This window comes from Lactobacillus sp. M0390 (genome assembly GCF_016102085.1).
Taxonomy (GTDB): domain Bacteria; phylum Bacillota; class Bacilli; order Lactobacillales; family Lactobacillaceae; genus Lactobacillus; species Lactobacillus apis.
On record NZ_JACFPH010000001.1, the window covers coordinates 490578 to 505859 of the forward strand.

At 36.6% G+C, this 15282-nt stretch carries 12 protein-coding genes; 10 read left to right on the forward strand and 2 right to left on the reverse strand.

Annotation, left to right across the window (positions count from 1 at the left end; translation table 11 throughout):
- Positions 1 to 30: 30 nt before the first annotated feature.
- The 6 genes from trmFO to H3R25_RS02410 all read left to right on the forward strand — a co-directional run bounded on the left by trmFO (position 31) and on the right by H3R25_RS02410 (position 6729).
- The gene (gene trmFO / locus H3R25_RS02385) at positions 31 to 1347 is read left to right on the forward strand and encodes a methylenetetrahydrofolate--tRNA-(uracil(54)-C(5))-methyltransferase (FADH(2)-oxidizing) TrmFO (protein WP_198194204.1); all 1317 of its coding nucleotides are present in this window, start codon (positions 31 to 33) and stop codon (positions 1345 to 1347) included.
- 2 nt (positions 1348 to 1349) lie between these two features.
- Positions 1350 to 2279 carry a tyrosine recombinase XerC gene (gene xerC / locus H3R25_RS02390; RefSeq protein ID WP_198194205.1) on the forward strand — a complete coding sequence of 310 codons (930 nt, stop codon included), beginning with the start codon at positions 1350 to 1352 and terminating at the stop codon, positions 2277 to 2279.
- Complete coding sequence (gene hslV / locus H3R25_RS02395; RefSeq protein ID WP_198194206.1) at positions 2279 to 2803, forward strand: HslVU peptidase proteolytic subunit; 525 nt, start codon at positions 2279 to 2281, stop codon at positions 2801 to 2803. The genes xerC and hslV overlap by 1 nt, the downstream gene beginning before the upstream one ends.
- A gap of 17 nt (positions 2804 to 2820) precedes the next feature.
- On the forward strand, positions 2821 to 4230 hold the full coding sequence (gene hslU / locus H3R25_RS02400; RefSeq protein ID WP_198194207.1) for an ATP-dependent protease ATPase subunit HslU: 1410 nt from the start codon (positions 2821 to 2823) through the stop codon (positions 4228 to 4230).
- Positions 4231 to 4249: 19 nt separating this feature from the next.
- Positions 4250 to 5140 carry an aldose 1-epimerase family protein gene (locus H3R25_RS02405; RefSeq protein WP_198194208.1) on the forward strand — a complete coding sequence of 297 codons (891 nt, stop codon included), beginning with the start codon at positions 4250 to 4252 and terminating at the stop codon, positions 5138 to 5140.
- A 218-nt stretch (positions 5141 to 5358) separates the two neighbouring features.
- Positions 5359 to 6729, forward strand: coding sequence for an MFS transporter (locus H3R25_RS02410; RefSeq protein ID WP_198194209.1), 1371 nt, complete (start codon positions 5359 to 5361; stop codon positions 6727 to 6729).
- 113 nt (positions 6730 to 6842) lie between these two features.
- On the opposite strand, the gene plsY is transcribed toward H3R25_RS02410, so the two are convergent.
- A complete protein-coding gene (gene plsY / locus H3R25_RS02415) occupies positions 6843 to 7478 on the reverse strand; it encodes a glycerol-3-phosphate 1-O-acyltransferase PlsY (RefSeq protein ID WP_046306861.1) in 636 nt (211 codons plus the stop codon).
- Between the two features lie 97 nt (positions 7479 to 7575).
- On the opposite strand from plsY, the gene parE reads away from it, so the two are divergent.
- From parE to H3R25_RS02435, 4 genes are all read left to right on the forward strand, one after another.
- Complete coding sequence (parE, locus tag H3R25_RS02420; protein ID WP_074425371.1) at positions 7576 to 9534, forward strand: DNA topoisomerase IV subunit B; 1959 nt, start codon at positions 7576 to 7578, stop codon at positions 9532 to 9534.
- Positions 9535 to 9547: 13 nt separating this feature from the next.
- Entirely contained in the window at positions 9548 to 12001 is a 2454-nt protein-coding gene (gene parC, locus H3R25_RS02425) for a DNA topoisomerase IV subunit A (protein ID WP_198194210.1), read from the forward strand.
- A gap of 140 nt (positions 12002 to 12141) precedes the next feature.
- A complete protein-coding gene (locus H3R25_RS02430) occupies positions 12142 to 13077 on the forward strand; it encodes a LysR family transcriptional regulator (RefSeq protein WP_198194211.1) in 936 nt (311 codons plus the stop codon).
- A gap of 59 nt (positions 13078 to 13136) precedes the next feature.
- Positions 13137 to 14066: a manganese-dependent inorganic pyrophosphatase gene (locus tag H3R25_RS02435; protein ID WP_074425367.1), complete on the forward strand. Its 930-nt coding sequence runs from the start codon at positions 13137 to 13139 to the stop codon at positions 14064 to 14066.
- Positions 14067 to 14143: 77 nt separating this feature from the next.
- On the opposite strand, the gene H3R25_RS02440 is transcribed toward H3R25_RS02435, so the two are convergent.
- Positions 14144 to 14503: a helix-turn-helix domain-containing protein gene (locus H3R25_RS02440; protein WP_046306868.1), complete on the reverse strand. Its 360-nt coding sequence runs from the start codon at positions 14501 to 14503 to the stop codon at positions 14144 to 14146.
- Positions 14504 to 15282 lie beyond the last annotated feature (779 nt).

The following is a 15282-nucleotide window of genomic DNA, read 5'->3' on the forward strand; positions in this document are numbered from 1 at the left end:
AACTGATTTTTAGTAAAGGAAGATATAAACATGCCAAAAAGTGTAACTGTTATTGGTGGTGGCTTAGCTGGAAGTGAAGCTACCTGGCAATTAGCAAAACGCGGGATTCCAGTTGATCTTTATGAGATGCGCCCTAAAAAGATGACGCCTGCACATAAAACGGGTGAATTGGCCGAGTTAGTGTGCACAAATTCAATGAGATCCAATCAACTATCTAATGCCGTTGGATTATTAAAAGAAGAAATGCGTCAACTAGATTCGTTAATTATTGAAGCTGCCGATAAAACACAGGTTCCAGCTGGAGGAGCTTTAGCAGTCGATCGTGATGAGTTTAGTGAATATATCACGCAAAAGCTTCATGCATTGCCAAATATCACTTTTCATGGAGAAGAAATTACTGAATTGCCTAAAGATGGTATTACGGTAGTTGCAACTGGCCCATTGACTAGTGATGCATTAGCAGATCAAATTAAACAATTTTCTGGTACTGATAGCTTACATTTCTTTGATGCAGCAGCCCCAATTATTGCGGCAGACTCAATTGATATGGATATTGTTTATAAAAAATCACGTTATGACCGTGGTGATGCCGCATATCTTAACTGTCCAATGACACAAGAAGAATATGAAAAGTTTGCTCATGAATTGGTTAATGCTGAAACTGCTGAAATGCATAGTTTTGAAAAGGAAGATGTTTTTGAAGGCTGCATGCCAATTGAAGTAATGGCCGGTCGTGGTGAAAAGACAATGCTCTTTGGTCCACTTAAGCCAGTTGGCTTAGAGGATCCGCATACCGGAAAAACTCCTTATGCGGTTGTTCAACTGCGTCAGGATAATGCAGCTGCTTCAATGTATAACATTGTTGGTTTCCAAACTCATCTTAAGTATGGTGAGCAGAAGAGAGTCTTTTCGATGATTACAGGTTTGGCAAATGCACGCTTTATTCGCTACGGTAAAATGCACCGCAATACTTATATGGCTTCTCCTGAAGTCTTAGCAGCTACTTATGAAGCTAAAAAGCAACCGGGACTCTTTTTCGCTGGTCAAATGACTGGAGTTGAAGGTTACGTTGAGAGTGCTGGCAGTGGTTTAGTTGCTGGTATTAATGCAGCAAAGACTGCCTGTGATCAAGCTCCTGTTGTCTTTCCGAAGGATACTGCACTTGGTTCAATGGCCAACTATGTTACAACCACTAGTGTTAAACATTTTCAGCCAATGAATGCCAGCTTTGCTCTGATTCCTGGTTTAGAAGGAAAGAAAATTCGCAATAAGCGTGAACGGCATGAAAAAATTAGTGAACGTAGTTTAGCAGATCTTGCAACTTTTAAGCAGGAAGAATTGATGTAAAAATGACAGGTGCTAATGAAAGTGATGAACTAACGCTTTTTATTTCTTATCTTCAAAACGAACGACATTACAGTAAAAATACGGTCATTTCTTACCAAAATGATTTGCTTGAGGCAAAAGCATTTTGGCAGGATAATGGTGGTTTTGATGGCTGGAAAGAGGTTACTAGACGGGATGTTGAGCTTTTTATACAAAATCTCGCAGAGCGCAAAGTAGCAAGGTCCACACAATCACGAAAAATGTCGAGTTTGCGGTCATTTTACCGCTTTCTAACTAAGCGGAAAATTGTTAAAATAGACCCAACGCAAACGGTTGTTTTGCGCGCTAAAGATCATAAACTACCGCAGTTCTTTTATGCTCCTGAAATCAAGCAAGTTTTTGATTCACTTAAGTCCAATGAGCCATTAACAATGCGCAATCTAGCAATGTTTGAATTGTTTTATACAACTGGCATGCGGGTAAGTGAAGTAAGTGAACTAAAAATTGAGCAAATTGACTTGGAGTTAAAGATCATCCTAGTTCATGGAAAAGGAAATAAAGATCGTTACGTGGCTTTTGACAAGCAAACTGAAGAAGCACTGTCGAACTACCTGAATGAAGGACGACCTAAGCTTTTGAAAAATTCAAACGATACTAAAACTGTTTTTTTAAATAATTTAGGGAAGCCACTAACTACGCGCGGAATTGAATATATTATGCAAAAAGTATTTAATAATGCGGGGATAAACGGAAAAGTTCATCCCCATGAATTACGCCATTCATTTGCGACAGCTATGCTTAATAATGGTGCCGATTTGCGTAGTGTTCAAGAGTTATTAGGACACATTAATTTGTCGACAACACAAATTTATACTCACGTAACAATGAGTCATTTACAGGCAAATTATGATCAGTTCTTTACACGTAATGATAAGAAAGATGAGGCAAAATAATGACAACTATATGTTCAGTAAGATATAACGGAAAAACTGCAATCGCAGGTGACGGTCAGGTTACTTTAGGTGAAAAGGTAATCGCAAAAGCAACAGCAAAAAAGATTCGCCGGATATACCATGATCGCGTGGTTATTGGCTTTGCTGGTGGTGTTGCCGATGCAGTTAGCTTACAAGATATGCTAGAAGGAAAACTTGAAGCGTTTGGTGGCGATTTGCGTCGTGCTGCAGTTGAAATGGCACAGTCTTGGCGAAAAGATGCTACTTTGCAAAAGCTAGACGCAATGTTGATTGCATTCGATGATAAGGACTTGTTACTAATTTCAGGAAACGGAGAAGTTCTTGAGCCAGATGAAAACGTAGTTGCAATTGGTTCTGGTGGTAATTTTGCTCAGGCTGCAGCAATTGCTATGATTAGACATTCTTCTGATATGTCAGCCAGTGAGATTGCTCTTGAAGCTGTTGAAATTGCTTCTGGAATCGATATTTTTACCGATGATCAAATTCATACGGATGAACTTTAAAGGTGAGTGAATAAGTAATGGAGATCAAAACACCCAAACAAATTGTTAGCTTATTAGACGAATATATTATTGGTCAAGATGAAGCTAAAAAAGCTGTTGCAGTGGCTCTTTATAACCGTTATCGACGCATGCAACTGCCTAAAAAGATGCAGGAAGATATTACTCCTAAAAACATGTTAATGGCAGGACCAACTGGGGTCGGAAAAACAGAAATTGCTAGAAGACTGGCAATTATTGTTGATGCACCTTTCGTCAAAGTTGAAGCAACCAAATTTACCGAAGTTGGTTATGTTGGGCGTGACGTCGAATCAATGGTACGTGACTTAGTCAGTGAAGCTGTTCGAATGGAAGAAAAGGATCAGTTTGACCATGTTCGTGCTCAAGCAGCAAAAGAAGCAAATAAGACAATTGTACGTTTGCTTGTTCCTGGCATCAAAAAAGAAAAAAGAAGAAATCAAATGCAGGAATTGCAGGACATGATGTCAATGCTCATGCCAAACGAGCAAAATGCTAATAACGTTCCTGAAGCTGACCAAGAAGAAGTAACAGATGAAATCAGAAATGAGCGTTTGTCAGTTGCTGAACAACTTGACAAAGGCTTGCTAGAAGACCGTGATGTGACGATTGAAGTAGAACAAGCTCCAAAAATCAACCCAATGGGTAACATGATGAACCAAATGGGCGTGGATATGGGCTCAATGCTTAATGAAATGATGCCAAAGAAACGTGTTAAACGGACCATGTCTGTTAGGGATGCCCGTGAAGTTCTAATTCAAGAAGAATCAAAGAAGTTAGTTGATTATGACTCAATCTATCAAAAGGCAATTGAGCGTACATCAAACAATGGTATTATTTTTATCGATGAAATTGATAAAATAGCTGCTGGAAACAAGAAGACTTCGGGAGAAGTGTCCCGTGAAGGTGTTCAACGCGATATCTTACCAATTGTTGAAGGATCAACCGTTCAAACCAAGTATGGTCCTGTATCAACGGATCATATTCTCTTTATTGCTGCCGGTGCCTTTTCAGAATCTAAACCAAGTGATTTAATTCCAGAACTTCAAGGTCGCTTTCCTATTCGAGTTGAGCTTAATGCTTTAACTAAGGAAGATTTTGTGAAGATTTTGAAAGATCCAGCAGATTCTCTGCTTGAGCAATATGTTGCATTGATGAAGGCTGACGGCATCAAATTAGTCTTCACAAAAGAAGCAGTTGATAAAATAGCTCAAATAGCGTTTGATGTTAACCAGGGAACGGATAATATTGGTGCTAGAAGACTATCAACTATTTTGGAAAAGTTGCTTGAAGATGTTTTGTATGAAGGCCCTGACATGGCAATGGGTGAGATTACAATAACTGAAGCATATGTTGATGAAAAACTTAGTGATATAATAACAAATAAGGATTTAACTAAGTTTATTCTTTAACAAAAGGCGATGATTTAACATGGATTACACAATTAAAAACAGCATTTTGCAAGTCACAATTGCAAGCAGGGGTGCTGAAGTCCAGAGTGTTAAAAGTTTACATAGTGGGTATGAGTATATTTGGCAAGCCGATCCAGCGGTCTGGAATCGACATGCACCGATTCTATTTCCAATTGTTGGTAGACTAAAAAATGATGAATATACTTATCAAGGCAAAACCTATCATTTAAATCAACATGGTTTTGCACGTGATCAAGAATTTAAAGTTGAGCAACAGACTGATGAAAGTATTACTCTTCTACTGACTGATAATGAAGAGACAAGAAAAGTCTATCCATTTAAATTTGAATTACGCGTAAACTACAACTTACTCAACAATTTATTGGAAGAAAATTTCAGTGTGGTAAATAAGTCCGATGGTGAAATGATTTTTGGGATCGGTGGTCATCCTGGCTTTAATATTCCAACTACTTCTAAGCTAACAAAAGAAGATTTCTACTTTAGTACTAAACCATCCCGTGCAAGGGTACGGATTCCTTTAAAGGGAGCCTATTTGGATTGGCAAAATCGTTCTTTAGCTTCAACTAATAGTCTGATTACGCTGAGTAACCATTTGTTTAAGGATGATGCATTAATTTTCCAATTACGTGGTCATGATAATCGGGTTTCTCTTAGAACAGATGCAAACAATTTCCACGTTAACGTTTGGTTACGGGATGCTCCATTTGTTGGTGTTTGGTCGCAATATCCAAAAACAGCTGACTATGTTTGTATTGAACCTTGGTGGGGAATAGCTGATCGAAGTGATACCAATCAAAAGCTAGAAGAAAAATATGGGATGAACCATTTGGCTGCAGGTGAAACATTCACTGCTGGCTTCAGTATGGCGTTCCATGATAAAGATGAATAACTTATAACTAAGCAAAAAAGTATGGCGACTAGTCATACTTTTTTTGTGCAATCAAAATTGAATGATTAAAATATTTTTCCTACTGATTTTAATTATAATTAGCAATTTTTTGTATAATTCAAATCACTTATTGATAAATGACCTACTATTTAGCACCACTATATATTGTGATAATATTCTAGAAGAGTCAAAGTTTAGTGCTAAGGAAGGAAAAATTAATGACAAACAATAAGAAACTCGTAGGAGCAATTATTGCAGTTGGAGTCCTGAGCTTTTTGGGAATTGTAATTGAAACTGCGCTAAATATCGCTTTTCCGCAGTTAATGAAGCAATTTGCAGTTTCAGCAAAAACAGTTCAATGGCTAACTACAGGATATATGCTTGTTTCAACGATCATCATCCCTTTCGGGTCATTTTTGCGTAAAAGGTATCGAGCAAGCGCCTTGTTTAGGGTTGCGGTCATCTCTTTTTTGATTGGAACAATCATGGCAGGATTCACGACCAGCTTTACGATGCTCTTAGGTGGCCGTCTCCTACAAGGAATTGCAGATGGAATTGGCCTACCATTAATGTTCTCTTTAATATTGGAGCAGGCACCAAAAGAGAAGGTTGGAACTTTGATGGGCATCGGAACACTAGTTATTGCCTTTGCCCCTGCTGTTGGTCCTGCATATGGTGGTCTTGTTTTGAACTATTTACCATGGCAAGCCTTATTTATTCTAATTATTCCGATAATCATTATTACCTGGTTATTAGGAGAACGAAGTATTGTTCAAGTCAAACAGCCAGTTCATGTACCATTTGATTTCCAAGGTGGAGCTTTTTTAAGTGTATTTTTGGTGTCGACTTTATGGTTGCTACTTGATTTAACTGACCAGCAATTTGGCTTAAGACAGATTGTTTTACTGCTTGTTGCGCTAATTAGTTGCTTAGTCTTTGTTTATTGCGAACAAAAGAGTGATCATGCTGTAATCAAACTAGCTCTTTTTAAAAGTGTGCGTTTTGATGGCTTACTAATTGCCTTTTTCTTATTGCAATTGATTTCGCTATGCCTATCTTTTTTACTTCCCAACGTTTTGCAAACAGCATTTGCGCAGACAGCTGCAAATACTAGCCTGCTTATCCTTCCCGCCGCAATTACAGATGCTATTGTTGCAGCGTTGGCCGGCATTATTTACGATAAAACTAATCCGCGTCTGCCGATAATTTTAGGTGTAATTATTATTTGCTTTAGCTTTTTGATTGCAAGTTTCAATGGGTCATCGGCTTCTATCATAGTGATTAGTTATGTAGTTTTTATGATTGGCTTGGGTCTGAGCTACAGTAATATTATGACGTTTAGTTTAGCAAGGCTTGAAAATGAGGAGTCTAATGACGGCAATGTGATTTTTATGACGGCTCAATCTTATTCTGGTGCAATGGGCACAGCTATGGCAGCGTCACTTTTGACTTGGGGTCAAGCCCAAAGTAAGGATATTGTGTACGGAACACTTGCCAGTCTAAAATTAAGTTTTGAGGTGCTTTTGCTAATCTCGGCTATTGTAGCTGTACTTTGTGTAGTTAGCTTAGTTGAGTTTAAGCGAAAGTAGGATATCTTTTTCCTGCAAAAAGATGCCAAAATATTCCGTTGCGAACTTTTGTTCTTATAACTATAATAAAATAGCTAGCAAATAGTTGCTAGCTGTATTTATTCACTTAATGTTTATAACTTGTTGTGTTTTTTCTTGTACCAATACCATAATCCGAACGGAATAATGTTTTCTTGATGGTTAATTAGTCGCTTAATATTGCTGCGGTGCCGGATAAAAAGTATAACCATAATGCAGCCAACGATAATTTCAAGGAAAAGGTCATGAAAAAAGAAAGTGCTAATAAAAATTAGGACAACCGCAATTAGACTGGCTAAACTCACATATGAAGTAATGAAAACAAGTGGAAGAAAGATTAGGGCACAAACGCCGAAAAACTTTAGGTTGTAGCCTAAAAAGAGACCGGCACTTGTTGCAACTGCTTTACCACCCTTAAATTTTAGAAAAATTGAAAAAGTGTGACCTAGAATTGCTAGGCCACCGGAAATTAATAGTAAGTATTTAGGACCAGCAATATGAAATAGACGTGGCAAGTTAGTAGCTAAAGTTCCTTTTAGAACGTCAACTACTAAAACAAAGCTCCCGGCAAAAGGACCTAAAACTCGAAAAGAGTTTGTGGTACCAATGTTGCCTGAACCATAGTCACGAATGTCTTCAGCAAAAAATATTTTTCCGATAATTACCCCAGTGGGGAAGGAACCTATTAAGTATGCTAGAATAAATACCAGTATTAATTTTAGATTTATCATTTATATCCTGCTCTCTTAAAGTCTAAGGCTATTTTATCAAAGATTACTTGGCTTGAGGATTAAAATATATAAATGATTGAAAACTGGAGGAATTTATTTGGCTAAAACAAATAAAAACGCAAATTCTTACGATGATTCATCGATTCAGATTCTTCATGGTTTAGAGGCTGTTCGTAAGCGTCCAGGAATGTATATTGGATCAACTGATATTCATGGCCTGAACCAACTAGTTTACGAAATTGTCGATAATTCTGTTGATGAAGCAATGGCCGGATACGGTCAGGAAATTGATGTTACAATTCATCAAGATAACAGTGTCACCGTGCGTGATTTCGGGCGAGGAATGCCTACTGGGATGCACAAATCTGGTCGCCCAACAATTGAAGTTATTCTGACGGTTCTTCATGCTGGAGGAAAATTCACTGAACAGAACTACAAGACATCAGGTGGTTTGCATGGTGTTGGTTCTTCGGTAGTTAATGCTTTATCCAGTTATATGGATGTAAAGGTTGTTCGTGATGGTGTTGCGTATGAAGAAGAATTTAAAGACGGTGGGCATCCAGTAGGTACTTTAAAACGTTTAGGTAAAACTAAAGAAAAAACAGGAACCTGCATTACCTTTAAGCCAGACGAAACAATTTTTTCTACTATTAAATATAAGTACGAAACAATTCAAGAACGAATTCGTGAATCTGCTTTTCTATTAAAGGGTGTGCGCTTTGTTTTAACTGATGAGCGCGAACCACAGCATCATGATGATTTTAAGTATGATAATGGGATTGAGTCCTTTGTATCCTACTTAAATGAAGGTAAAGAAACCCTTAATGATGTCTTCTACTTTGATGGTAAGCAAGACGAAATTGAAGTTGAATTCAGTGGCCAATACAGTGATAGTTATTCAGAAAACTTAGTTTCGTTTGTCAATAATGTGCGGACTGCTGACGGTGGTAGCCATGAAGTGGGTGCTAGAAGCGGATTTACTCGTGCGTTTAATGACTATGCTAAAAAGCAAGGCTTACTAACCAAAAAAGATAAGAACATTGATGGCTCTGACTATCGTGAAGGTTTAAGTGCTGTTTTGTCTGTCAAGATACCTGAAGAGCAGCTAGAGTTTGAAGGGCAGACCAAAGGCAAACTAGGTACACCTCAAGCAAGATCCGTTGTAGATGCGATTGTTTACGAAAAAATGTCGTACTATTTGATGGAAAATGGTGAACTAGCTCAGGAGCTGGTCAAAAAGGCACAGCGAGCAAGGGATGCACGTGAAGCAGCCAAGAAAGCTAGAAACGAAAGTCGTAATGGCAAGAAACGTCGTAAAAAAGAAGTTCTATCTGGGAAGCTAACACCAGCGCAATCTCGCAATCCTAAGAAAAATGAACTTTTTCTAGTGGAGGGAGACTCAGCCGGTGGTTCTGCTAAGCAAGGCCGAGATCGTCGTTTCCAAGCAATTTTGCCTTTACGTGGTAAGGTTTTAAACACCCAAAAGGCTAAATTACAAGATATTTTTAAAAACGAAGAAATTAATACTATGATTTATACCATCGGAGCCGGTGTTGGTGCCGAATTTAAAGTCGAAGATTCTAATTACGACAAAGTAATCATTATGACGGATGCCGACGACGATGGAGCTCATATTCAAATTTTGCTATTAACCTTCTTTTACCGCTACATGAGACCTATGATAGAGCACGGTAAAATTTATATTGCATTGCCCCCACTATATCGTTTACAAAAAGGTCGCGGGAAGAAAGCTCAAGTTAAATACTCCTGGACTGATGAAGAACTTGTAAATGATGAAAAGGAAATGGGTCGTGGTTATTCTTTGCAGCGTTTCAAAGGTCTTGGTGAAATGAATGCAGAACAACTATGGAATACTACAATGGATCCAGAGACCAGAATGCTGATTCGCGTTAAGATTGATGATGCTGCACTAGCTGAGCGTCGAGTAACTACTTTAATGGGTGACCAAGCAGAAGCTAGAAGAAATTGGATTGAGGAAAACGTCAAATTTAGATTAGGCGAAAATGCTTCAATTCTTGAAGAAGAAAATGAATAGAGGGGTTTAATTAATGGCTACAAAAGAACGAATTCGTGAAATGCCACTTGAGCAAGTCATGGGTGAACGTTTTGGAAGGTATTCTAAATATATTATTCAAGAAAGAGCCTTACCTGATATTCGTGATGGCTTGAAGCCCGTACAAAGAAGAATCTTGTACGCAATGTACCAAGATAATAATACTTATGATAAGCCATTTAAAAAAGCTGCTAAGGCGGTTGGTAATATCATGGGTAACTTTCACCCTCACGGTGACAGCTCTATCTATGGCGCGTTAGTCCACCTTTCTCAAGATTGGAAAATGCGTGAGCCGCTAATTGAAATGCACGGTAATAATGGCTCAATGGACGGTGATGGTCCTGCAGCCATGCGTTATACGGAGTCTCGTCTAAGCAAAATTTCCAATATGCTTTTGGAAGATATTGATAAAGATACTGTCAATATGGTGCTTAACTTTGATGATACTGAATATGAGCCGACAGTTTTACCTGTACGCTATCCCAATTTACTTGTTAATGGTTCAACAGGAATTTCTGCTGGTTATGCTACAGAAATTCCACCACATAACTTATCTGAAGTAATTGATGCGACTATCTATCTCTTGAAGAATCCTGATGCAACACTTGATGATTTAATGAGGTTTGTTAAGGGACCAGATTTTCCAACTGGAGCGATTGTTCTTGGTAAAAAAGGTTTAAGAGAAGCATATCAAACTGGCCGTGGTCGTATTCAGGTTCGTGCTAAGTCAACAATTCAAGAAATCCGCGGGCATCGCGAAGAAATTATCATTACAGAGATACCTTACGCAGTAAATAAAGCTTTACTTGTCAAAAAGATGGATGAAATCCGTCTTAACAAAGAAATTGATGGTATTGCGGAAGTACGTGATGAGACTGATCGTCATGGTTTATCCATTGCGATTGAACTAAAAAAGGGTGCAGATGCGCAAAACATTTTAAACTACTTGTTCAAGAACACCGAATTACAAGTTTCCTATAACTTCAATATGGTTGCCATTGATCATATGACGCCAATGCAAGTTGGGTTGAAGCATATTCTTTCTTCATACTTGGAGCATGAAAAAGATGTTGTCATTAAACGGACAAAGTATGACTTGAATAAAGCAGAAGCACGTCTTGAAATTATTCAAGGTCTGATTCATGCGATGGATATCTTAGATCAAGTAATTAAGGTTATCCGTGCATCTAAGAATAAGACTGAAGCTAAGAAAAATATTTCGGAGCAATTTGATTTTACTGAGCGTCAAGCAGAAGCAATCGTTTCTCTGCAACTGTATCGCTTAACCAATACCGATGTTGATGCCTTGGTAGCTGAGCAAGCAGAACTTGATAAAAAAATTGAGCAGTATCGTACACTTCTGTCCGATTCAAAGGTTTTAGACAAGGAAATTATTAAAGAACTGTCAGCTGTTAAGAAAGAATTTGGAAATCCACGAAGAACAGAAATTTCATCAGAAACAGCACAAATTAAAATTGATGAAAAGGCGTTAGTAGCGGATGAACAAGTTCGTGTATTGATTAGTAAAGACGGCTATTTAAAGCGCTCTTCATTAAGATCATGGCAGTCAAGTGATGATGAAGAAAACGGTCTTCCTGATGGGGATGAAGTCGTATTTGAGAAGACTTTGTCTACGCTTACTTGTCTATATCTCTTTACCAATCATGGTAATGTGATTTTCCGTCCCGTTAACGAACTAATTGAGACGAAATGGAAAGATACTGGACAGCACCTATCACAAGAAATAGGTCTAAATAATGATGAACAAATAATTCGTGTCTTTGATTTTGAGCAGTTAGATCAAAAGGTTAACTTTTTAATTGCAACAGATGATGGCTATATTAAGCAGCTACAATTAACAAACTTACAGCCAACCAGAACATATAAATCGCGAGCAATTACTGCGATTAAGATGAAAAACGCTGATAGTAAGGTTGTACGAGCTGACGTGGTTCAACCGGATTCTAAGCAAGAAATAATTTTATTTACTCATAATGCTTATGCAGTTCGCTATGATATTAGTGAAATACCTGAATCGGGTGCAAAGGCCGTTGGAGTTAAATCAGTTAATCTGAAAGATGACGACTTTGTTGTATCTTATGTCTTAATTCAACCTGACTACCTTGATTTAATGCGTGTAGGATTAATCACCCAGAGAGGAGCATTTAAACAGTTTAAAGCCAATCTGATTAATAAAGTATCTCGGGCCAAAAGAGGAGTTCTCGTTCTACGTGAGCTGAAGAATAATCCACACCGCGTTGTTGCTGTTGCCTCATATGGTCAAGATCATACTTTAATGATTACGACTTCAAGTAAGCGACACATTAAAGTGAATACGAACGAATTTCCACTTGGAGATCGCTATTCAAATGGTTCATTTGTGATAGATACTACAAGTGAAGGTTTACCTGTTAGTTTAAGAATCGGTAACCCACTTAGTTCACGGTAAATAATATTTATACATACACTGTTATTTAATAGAGCTTGCGGCAGTATATTTTGAACTACTCTTTGACATGAAGGGGTTTTTGAACGATAATAGCATATAAATAGAGTTATATTATTGTTAAGATAGAAGGATTAATTTATATGCCTAAAACAGATACAATACTATCAACAAAGTCGTTACATTATTTTTTGCAATTAATTGATACCATGAATTACACTCAGGCGGCGCAAATTTTAGGAATTACGCAGCCAGCCTTAACTCAACAAATTAAAAAGATCGAACATGCAATTGGGACACCTTTATTTGGGCAAATGGGCAAGAAACTCTATCTAACTGAAGCCGGCAAGCAATTACAAACGGGAGCAATTAAGCTTTTAGGAACAATCAATTCTGTTGTTAATGATATCCAGGAGTTTACTCAAGCTGATAAAGGTAATATTTCAATTGGAGTTTTAGACAGTGTTAGTTCTGAGCTATTAAGAAAATTTTTAATTCGTTTCAATCAGCAAAGTCCAGATATCACAATTAACGTTTGTTACTTTAATCGCAAAGATTTGTGGTATAACCTCGATAATAATTTAATAGACTTTGGGTTGTTCTATGTACCTGCAAATATAAAGAAAAGTCAGGTTAATCTGCATAATCAATATGAGTACATGCAGATTTGTGAAGACCGGCTTACAGTATTAACTCATGATCACGAATTAGAAGCAGGGAAGGCTTACCCTTCTTCAAAATTTATGGACAAAAAGTGGGTGGCATATCCAGACAACTTTTACTTAACACAGTTGATGAAGGAAAAATTTGGTAGCAAAATTAATGCTAAGAATGGTATGAAAGTTCCATTGAGTTTTTCTTCAACTGAGCAATTAGTAGAGACTGCTGAAGAAACAAGTTATGACACATTTGTCAGTTCTTCATATTATCAACTGCATAAGAGTGAAATTAATTTAATTCCTGTATATATAGAAGGTACTCCAGAATATTCTGTTTCAATTATTTATCGTAAGGGTAAGATTGACGTGCCACGTATTAAGAGAATTTTAACGGAACTGAAAAAGTTCTTGGACGAATAACTATTATTAGGTAAACTACTAAGTAAAGAGATAAATATAAAAGAAAAAGAGGAAGATTAATGGAAAAAGAGCTAATTTTTGGTCACCAAAATCCTGATACAGATGCAATTGGTACTGCAATTGCATATTCATACCTACAAAATAAATTAGGCTATAATACTGAACCAGTAGCACTTGGTGAAGCTAATGATGAAACTGCATTTGCATTAAAGAAATTTGGTTTTGAAGCACCTAGAGTAATTAAAACTGCTGCTAATGAAGTAGATAAGGTAATGTTGGTTGATCATAATGAGCCACAACAAAGTGTTTCTGATATTGACAAAGTGACAGTTACACACGTTGTTGACCACCATAGAATCATGAACTTCAATACAACTTCACCATTATTCTATCTTGATGAACCAGTTGGTTGTACAAGTACAATCATGTATGACTTATATAGATATAATGATGTCGAAATTCCCAAGAATATTGCAGGAATTATGCTATCAGCAATTATTTCCGATACTTTGCTATTAAAGTCACCAACCACTACTGATAAGGATAAAAAGGCTGTTGAAGCTCTAGCTGAAATAGCAGGTGTCGATTACCAATCTTACGGTCTAGAAGAACTAAAGGCTGGTACGAACATTGCTGATAAGTCCGAAGAAGAGTTAATTGACCTTGATGCTAAGAGCTTTGAACTTAACGGTCAAACTGCTCGTGTAGCTCAAATTAACGTTGTTGATCTTCCTGAGGCAATGGAACGCAAGGACAGCTTCTTGAAGGCAATGGAAGATGCGTCAGAAGCTGAGAACTATGATTTATTCATGTTGCTAATTACTAATGTACTTGATTCAGATTCAAAAGCACTTGTAGTGGGAAATGATAATGCTAAAGCTGCTTTTGAAAAGGCCTTTGGCAAAGTTGTTGACTCTGAAATTGACTTACCAGGTGTTGTTTCTCGTAAGAAGCAGGTAGTACCTCAATTAACAGAAGCTTTTGAATAAAAATTTAAATTAGTAAAACAAAAAACGAGCTAAGTAAAAACTAGCTCGTTTTTTGTTTGATATTTAATTTGAAACAATTATTCTTTGTTTATTTCTTTAGCTAAAACAATAAAAGATTTACATACTCGTTCAGCTTTTTCTGGAGACATCTTTCTTAATTCATTAAGAACTTTTTTGATAAATACAGGTGTATTATCATGATGATTTTCGACTTTAACTTCTTTAAAGCGGTAAGCATTCATAATGATGTCTGGAGTAGTAGTGTTCAGGGCTCTAGCAATTGAGTCGAGTTTCTGAATACTAATATTCTGATTCTTAGTACGTTCAAGACGTGAAATGAAGTTAACTGACAAATCGCTTAACTCAGCGAGATCCTCCTGCGTCAGTTTCTGTTCACGTCTACGACGGCATATTTCTTTTCCTAAATTTATACTCATGGAATAAATTCAACCCTTTCAAAAATATAATTCCATCTTCCATAATAACAGAACAATTATAGAATTAAAAATTAAAACAATAAAAATAATGAACAAAACAACTTAACTAATAATGTAGTTAAAGCCACAGATTAGCAAAATTGTTTTTTAACTATACCCCAGATAGTATTGTAGGACAAAAACAAAAAAAAGCAAATAAAAAGGGCTAAAAAAATAAACCTAAAGTGAAGAGATAAAAGCTTGCAAATAATAGTTTAAGCCACCAAAAGAGGTGCTGTCAATGCTATTCAAAATTTCTTTAAGACCAGTTTTTGGACAATTAATAATAATATATAAACTATAAATAGTAAATACAGAAAGCGCTTTTTATAACCATTTATTTAGTTTCAAAACCAAAAATAAAAATAGTAATGAAGTAGCATCATTGATGCACTTAAATAAATAACATTCAAAAAAGCAATGTGCTAATTCACTAATATATACCGGTTAGGAATTGTCGCTAAAATATAAATCAACCAACTAATTCGATTTTTGTCTGTTTTAGCTTTTTTAAGCATTAACAGGCCATCATTTTAGTTTTTTAAAATGATTAGTAGGAAAAAAGAAATAAAAAGAAAATTCATTTGAAAAGTAGGACTTATGATTTTTCCATATGTATAACTTCGTATAATATATATTATGTAAAGTTAAATATAAAAAACTGAAGAGAATATTATTTATCAGTGAGAGCATTACTCGTGTATTTAAATTACTAGTACTAGCATCAAACTTTTTTGTTA

What these genes read in the sequence shown, in the direction of transcription:
- H3R25_RS02440 (WP_046306868.1), bottom strand. Translation starts at nt 14,503, where the DNA reads ATGAGTATAAATTTAGGAAAAGAAATATGCCGTCGTAGACGTGAACAG.
- H3R25_RS02435 (WP_074425367.1), top strand. Translation starts at nt 13,137, where the DNA reads ATGGAAAAAGAGCTAATTTTTGGTCACCAAAATCCTGATACAGATGCA.
- H3R25_RS02410 (WP_198194209.1), top strand. Translation starts at nt 5,359, where the DNA reads ATGACAAACAATAAGAAACTCGTAGGAGCAATTATTGCAGTTGGAGTC.
- hslV (WP_198194206.1), top strand. Translation starts at nt 2,279, where the DNA reads ATGACAACTATATGTTCAGTAAGATATAACGGAAAAACTGCAATCGCA.
- H3R25_RS02405 (WP_198194208.1), top strand. Translation starts at nt 4,250, where the DNA reads ATGGATTACACAATTAAAAACAGCATTTTGCAAGTCACAATTGCAAGC.
- trmFO (WP_198194204.1), top strand. Translation starts at nt 31, where the DNA reads ATGCCAAAAAGTGTAACTGTTATTGGTGGTGGCTTAGCTGGAAGTGAA.
- xerC (WP_198194205.1), top strand. Translation starts at nt 1,350, where the DNA reads ATGACAGGTGCTAATGAAAGTGATGAACTAACGCTTTTTATTTCTTAT.
- H3R25_RS02430 (WP_198194211.1), top strand. Translation starts at nt 12,142, where the DNA reads ATGCCTAAAACAGATACAATACTATCAACAAAGTCGTTACATTATTTT.
- parC (WP_198194210.1), top strand. Translation starts at nt 9,548, where the DNA reads ATGGCTACAAAAGAACGAATTCGTGAAATGCCACTTGAGCAAGTCATG.
- hslU (WP_198194207.1), top strand. Translation starts at nt 2,821, where the DNA reads ATGGAGATCAAAACACCCAAACAAATTGTTAGCTTATTAGACGAATAT.
- plsY (WP_046306861.1), bottom strand. Translation starts at nt 7,478, where the DNA reads ATGATAAATCTAAAATTAATACTGGTATTTATTCTAGCATACTTAATA.